The following is a 5,393-nucleotide window of genomic DNA, read 5'->3' on the forward strand; positions in this document are numbered from 1 at the left end:
TAGGGGGCGGAGCCCCCTAGTTTCGGGAAGGGGCGGGTCTGGGGCGCCCCCGCGACGGACTACGACCGCGGTACCCCCGTCAGCGCCGTCACCACCGGATCCAGGGCCTGCTGGATCTCGCCGCCGACGGAGCGGAAGAACGGGAGGGGCGCGCCGTAGGGGTCGTAGACCTCGTCGGCCTCGACGTTGGGGGCGAGGAGCCAGCCGCGGAGGGCGGCCGCGGCCCGCACCAGGGCCCGCGCCCGCTCGACGACGGCGTCGGACCCGTCGGGATCGGGCAGCGTGGCCGGATCTATGGCACGGACGAGCCGGGTGAACTCCTTGAGCGTGAAGGTCCGCAGCCCCGCGGAGTGCCCCATGGAGATGACCTGCGCCCGGTGGTCCCGGGTGGCCGTGAGCACCAGGTCGGCCCGGATCACGTGGTCGTCGAGGAGCTCACGGCCCACGAACCCGGAGGCGTCCGCGCCGAAGTCCGCGAGGACGGTCTCGGCGTTGGTCTCCATGGGCGCGCCCTCGTGGCCCCACGTGCCCGCGCTCTCCACGACGAGCCCCCCGGCGTCCGGGTCGCCGAGCCGGGCGGCGAGGGCATGCCGGGTGAGCCGCTCGGTGATCGGCGAGCGGCAGACGTTGCCGGTACTGACGTGGAGGATGCGGAAGGTGCCGACGGAACCGGGGGCTCCGGTGTCCTGGGCCGGGTCCTGGAGGCCCGCTATGCCACGCCCCGTCTCAGGGGCTGTCAATTGGCCACCTCGAGGTCGGGGACGACCTTGCGGAGCTCGTCCGCGTCCAGCGCGCCCGCACGGAGCAGCACGGGAACCTTGCCGGTCACGTCGACGATCGAGGACGGCACGATGCCGGGGGTCGGGCCGCCGTCCAGGTAGACGGAGATCGAGTCGCCCAGCATCTCCTGGGCGGCGTCGCAGTCCTCGGGCGCCGGGTGCCCGCTGAGGTTGGCGGAGGAGACGGCCATGGGGCCGACGTCCGTCAGGAGCTCGATGGCGACGGGGTGCAGCGGCATGCGGATGGCGACGGTGCCACGGGTGTCCCCCAGGTCCCACTGGAGCGACGGCTGCTGCCTGGCGACGAGCGTGAGCGCGCCGGGCCAGAAGGCGTCGACGAGCTCCCAGGCGACCTCGGAGAAGTCCGTGACGAGGCCGTGCAGGGTGTTCGGGGAGCCGATGAGGACGGGAGTCGGCATGTTCCTGCCGCGCCCCTTGGCGTCCAGGAGGTCGGCGACGGCCTCCGCGCTGAAGGCGTCCGCGCCGACGCCGTACACGGTGTCCGTGGGCAGGACGACCAGCTCGCCACGGCGGACGGCGGACGCGGCCTCGCGCAGACCGGTCGCGCGGTCGGTCGCGTCGTTGGTGTCGTATCGCCGTGCCATCTAGCGGGCCTCCTCGCACACGTACGGGTACATCGTCTTCTTCGTCGCCGTCGTCATTACGGCAGCGCCTTGCGGGCGGTCGCGAACCGCGGCCGGTTGTTCAGGTCGGGGTGGTCCGCGGCGTCGGCCCAGCCCCGCTCCTCCGTGAAGATCCACGGCACCTGACCGCCCTGCGTGTCGGCGTGCTCGATCACGACGACTCCGCCGGGCCGCAGCAGCCGGTGCGCGGTGCGCTCGATGCCGCGGATCAGGTCGAGGCCGTCCTCCCCGGAGAACAGGGCGAGTTCGGGATCGTAGTCCCGTGCCTCCGGCGCAACGTACTCCCACTCCGTGAGCGGGATGTACGGGGGGTTGGAGACGACCAGGTCGACCTGGCCGTCGAGCTCCGGCAGGGCCGTGCGCGCGTCACCCGCGTGCAGGGTGACGCGGGAGCCCTCGACGTTCTTGCGGGTCCAGTTCAGGGCGTCCTCGGACAGCTCCACGGCGTGCACGCGCGAGCGCGGCACCTCCTGGGCGAGCGCGAGGGCGATGGCGCCGCTGCCGGTGCACAGGTCGACGATCAGCGGCTCGACGACGTCCATCGCGCGGACCGCGTCTATGGCCCAGCCGACGACCGACTCCGTCTCCGGGCGCGGCACGAAGACGCCCGGACCGACCTGGAGCTCCAGGTACCGGAAGAACGCACGCCCGGTGATGTGCTGGAGCGGTTCGCGGGCCTCGCGGCGCGCGATGGCCTCCCAGTAGCGGGCGTCGAAGTCGGCGTCCTTGACGGAGTGCAGCTCGCCCCGTTTCACGCCGTGCACGAAGGCGGCGAGCTCCTCGGCGTCATTGCGCGGCGAGGGCACGCCGGCGTCGGCCAGCCGCTGGGTGGCCTGGGCCACTTCCGCGAGCAGCAGGTTCACGCTGGTCCTCCGGGGCTTAGCGGGTACGTACGGGTGCGGGCTTACGCGGCGGCGAGCTTCGCGGCGGAGTCCGCGTCGACGCAGGCCTGGATGACCGCGTCGAGGTCGCCGTCGAGCACCTGGTCCAAGTTGTACGCCTTGAACCCGACGCGGTGGTCGGAGATGCGGTTTTCCGGGAAGTTGTACGTGCGGATCTTCTCGGAGCGGTCGACGGTGCGGACCTGGCTGCGGCGGGCGTCCGCGGCCTCCTTCTCCGCCTCCTCCTGGGCCGCAGCGAGAAGCCTGGAGCGCAGGATACGCATCGCCTGCTCCTTGTTCTGCAGCTGGCTCTTCTCGTTCTGGCAGGAGGCGACGACTCCGGTGGGAATGTGCGTGATGCGCACCGCGGAGTCGGTGGTGTTGACGGACTGGCCGCCGGGGCCCGAGGAGCGGTAGACGTCGATCCGCAGGTCGTTCGCGTGGATCTCGACGTCGACCTCCTCGGCCTCGGGCGTGACGAGCACGCCGGCCGCGGAGGTGTGGATGCGGCCCTGCGACTCCGTCGACGGCACGCGCTGCACGCGGTGCACGCCGCCCTCGTACTTCATGCGGGCCCACACGCCCTGGCCGGGCTCGGTGGCGCCCTGGCCGCCCTTGGTCTTCACGGCGACCTGGACGTCCTTGTAGCCGCCCAGCTCGGACTCGGTGGCGTCGATGATCTCGGTCTTCCAGCCGACGCGCTCGGCGTACCGCAGATACATGCGCAGCAGGTCGCCGGCGAACAGCGCCGACTCGTCGCCGCCCGCGCCCGCCTTGATCTCCAGGATGACGTCCTTGTCGTCGCTGGGGTCGCGCGGCACGAGCAGCAGGCGCAGCTTCTCGGTGACCGCCTCGCGCTGCTCGGCCAGCTCCTTGACCTCGGCGGCGAAGTCGGGGTCGTCGGCCGCGAGCTCACGGGCGGTGTCGATGTCGTCGCCGAGCTGCTTCCAGGTGCGGTACGTCCCGACGATCGGGGTCAGCTCGGCGTAGCGCTTGTTGAGCTTGCGCGCGTTGGCCTGGTCCGCGTGGACCGAAGGGTCGGCGAGCTTCTGCTCCAGATCGGCGTGCTCACCGATCAGTTCCTCGACCGCCTCGAACATCTTCGGGCTCCTGGTTTTCGGTACGCGAGCTCGGCTCGCGGAAAGGGCTGCTTGGGCGACAGACGGCAAACGCCGGTCCTGGCCGCCCCCGGACGAGGGCGGCCGAAGACCGGCGCAGTTGGCTCGCTACTTCTTGGCGGAGCCGGCAGCCTTGCCGAAGCGGGCCTCGAAGCGGGCCACACGGCCACCGGTGTCGAGGATCTTCTGCTTGCCCGTGTAGAACGGGTGGCACTCGGAGCAGACCTCAGCGCGGATGGTGCCGCCCTGGATCGTGCTGCGGGTGCTGAACGACGCGCCACAGGTGCAGCTGACCTGCGTCTCGACGTACTCGGGGTGGATGTCGCGCTTCAAGGTGTCTCCTAGTTTCGGGAGGGCGCCGGGTCGCACGCGCGGGATGCGGGTGCGTGAACCGGGGCCGACGGACCAGTCTGCCAGGACCGGCCGCATCTGCCCAAACCGGGGGCGGCCCGGAAGTATTCCCCAGGGCCGCCCGGCGGGCGTCTGCGGGCCGTGATTCCGGCTTATTCGCTGGTCACGACCTTGCCCGCGGCGCCCTTGTCGCCCGCGGACTTGTCGGTGGCCGACTTGGGGATCGGCTTGTCCGACCTGAGGGCGTCCCAGACCTGCTGGTCGGCCTCTTCGAGGGGAATGACGCGGTTGCGGTCGGCCGGGTCGTACTGGATGGGCAGCGTGACCATCTTCATGTCGCCCGAGCCGATGCCCTTGAGGCCGTTGGCGAAGCTCGCCAGGTCCTTGACCGAGTCCAGGTCGGAGTCGGTGGTGATGGCGCTCGTCGAGGAGTCCGCGAGGTCGTAGAGCTTCTTCGGGTTGCCGAAGAGGTTGATGTCCTTGACCTGGTTGATCAGGGCCTTGATGAAGGCCTGCTGGAGCTGGATGCGGCCGAGGTCGCTGCCGTCGCCGACGCCGTGCCGGGTGCGGACGAGGCCGAGGGCCTGCTCCCCGTTGAGCTTGTGGTCGCCGGCCGGCAGGTCGAGGTGGCTGTCCTTGTCCTTGATCGGCTGCTTGGTGGTGATGTCCACGCCGCCGAGGGTGTCGATCAGCTTCTTGAAGCCCGTGAAGTCGACTTCTATGTAGTGGTCCATGCGGATGCCGGACATCTTCTCGACGGTCTTCACCGCGCAGGCGGGGCCGCCGACCTCGTACGCCGTGTTGAACATCTGGCGCTGGCCGCCCGGGTCGACCTTGCTGTCGTCGTCCTTGGCCTGGCACTCGGGCCGGGTGATGAGGGTGTCGCGGGGTATGGAGACCACGCTGGCCTTCTTGTGGCCCTTGTAGACGTGGACGATCATCGCGGTGTCGGAGCGGGCCGCGCCCTCGTCCTTGCCGTACTTGGAGTTCTTGCCGGAGCGCGAGTCGGAGCCGAGGACGAGGATGTCGAGGGAGCCGTTGTCGATGTCGTCGGGCCGGTCGGTGCCGAGCGCGGCGTTGATGTCGACGCCCTTGATGTTGCCGTTGAGCTTGAAGTAGACGTAGCCGAGGCCGGTGCCGCCGAGCACGGCCACGCCGAGCGCGGTCCAGGCCGTGATGACGAGGGCCTTCTTGCGCGTGCTGCGCGGCTTGCGACGCCGGCCACGCTTGCCGCGGTGTTTCGGCGTCGCGTCCCCGGGCCTGCTGTCGTCCGTCATGCGCTCCTCAGTCCTCGTCTGTCGGCTACCCCCTGCTTTCAGGGTCAGGCGTGGCTTTTCGTCACTAGTCAGACGTGAAAACCGAAAGAAGGGTTGCACAGCGCCCTGTGTGCGCCCCGGCGCCCCGCGCCTACGCACCGTGTCAGGCTCGGCCCCTCACAGGCCTCCCACCTGCATTTTTGTACTTTGCCAAGCTACTGCGCGTAATCGTGAGGATCTCTTAGACGTGTGGTCAAGGTCTCTTGGCCCAGCCATGACGGCTCAGTCGCGACAGCGCCCCGCCCGGCATACGGAAGGGCCGGGCCCCGCGGATGAAGGGACCGGCCCATCAGGTCAGCCAGCT

Annotated in this window: 6 protein-coding genes; all 6 read right to left on the minus strand. The window is 70.2% G+C overall.

Annotated elements, in window-relative coordinates; translation table 11 throughout:
• Positions 1–59 precede the first annotated feature (59 nt).
• The 6 genes from ACFWZ5_RS31940 to ACFWZ5_RS31965 all read right to left on the minus strand — a co-directional run bounded on the left by ACFWZ5_RS31940 (position 60) and on the right by ACFWZ5_RS31965 (position 5,050).
• Complete coding sequence (locus ACFWZ5_RS31940) at positions 60–740, minus strand: protein-tyrosine-phosphatase (RefSeq protein ID WP_384805959.1); 681 nt, start codon at positions 738–740, stop codon at positions 60–62.
• Positions 737–1,384, minus strand: a complete 648-nt coding sequence (locus tag ACFWZ5_RS31945; RefSeq protein WP_384805961.1) for an L-threonylcarbamoyladenylate synthase — start codon at positions 1,382–1,384, stop codon at positions 737–739. The genes ACFWZ5_RS31940 and ACFWZ5_RS31945 overlap by 4 nt, the downstream gene beginning before the upstream one ends.
• A gap of 56 nt (positions 1,385–1,440) precedes the next feature.
• The gene (gene prmC, locus ACFWZ5_RS31950) at positions 1,441–2,286 is read right to left on the minus strand and encodes a peptide chain release factor N(5)-glutamine methyltransferase (protein WP_384805963.1); all 846 of its coding nucleotides are present in this window, start codon (positions 2,284–2,286) and stop codon (positions 1,441–1,443) included.
• A 41-nt stretch (positions 2,287–2,327) separates the two neighbouring features.
• On the minus strand, positions 2,328–3,404 hold the full coding sequence (prfA, locus tag ACFWZ5_RS31955) for a peptide chain release factor 1 (RefSeq protein ID WP_384805965.1): 1,077 nt from the start codon (positions 3,402–3,404) through the stop codon (positions 2,328–2,330).
• A gap of 126 nt (positions 3,405–3,530) precedes the next feature.
• A complete protein-coding gene (gene rpmE, locus ACFWZ5_RS31960; protein WP_384805967.1) occupies positions 3,531–3,755 on the minus strand; it encodes a 50S ribosomal protein L31 in 225 nt (74 codons plus the stop codon).
• Between the two features lie 170 nt (positions 3,756–3,925).
• A complete protein-coding gene (locus ACFWZ5_RS31965) occupies positions 3,926–5,050 on the minus strand; it encodes an LCP family protein (protein ID WP_384805969.1) in 1,125 nt (374 codons plus the stop codon).
• Positions 5,051–5,393 lie beyond the last annotated feature (343 nt).

Origin of the sequence: Streptomyces sp. NPDC059003 (genome assembly GCF_042740445.1) — a bacterium.
In the GTDB taxonomy this organism is placed as follows: Bacteria; Actinomycetota; Actinomycetes; order Streptomycetales; family Streptomycetaceae; genus Streptomyces.

Bases quoted from the DNA above. Each gene is read 5' to 3' on its own strand.
- ACFWZ5_RS31945 (WP_384805961.1), bottom strand. From the start codon at position 1,384: ATGGCACGGCGATACGACACCAACGACGCGACCGACCGCGCGACCGGT.
- prfA (WP_384805965.1), bottom strand. From the start codon at position 3,404: ATGTTCGAGGCGGTCGAGGAACTGATCGGTGAGCACGCCGATCTGGAG.
- ACFWZ5_RS31965 (WP_384805969.1), bottom strand. From the start codon at position 5,050: ATGACGGACGACAGCAGGCCCGGGGACGCGACGCCGAAACACCGCGGC.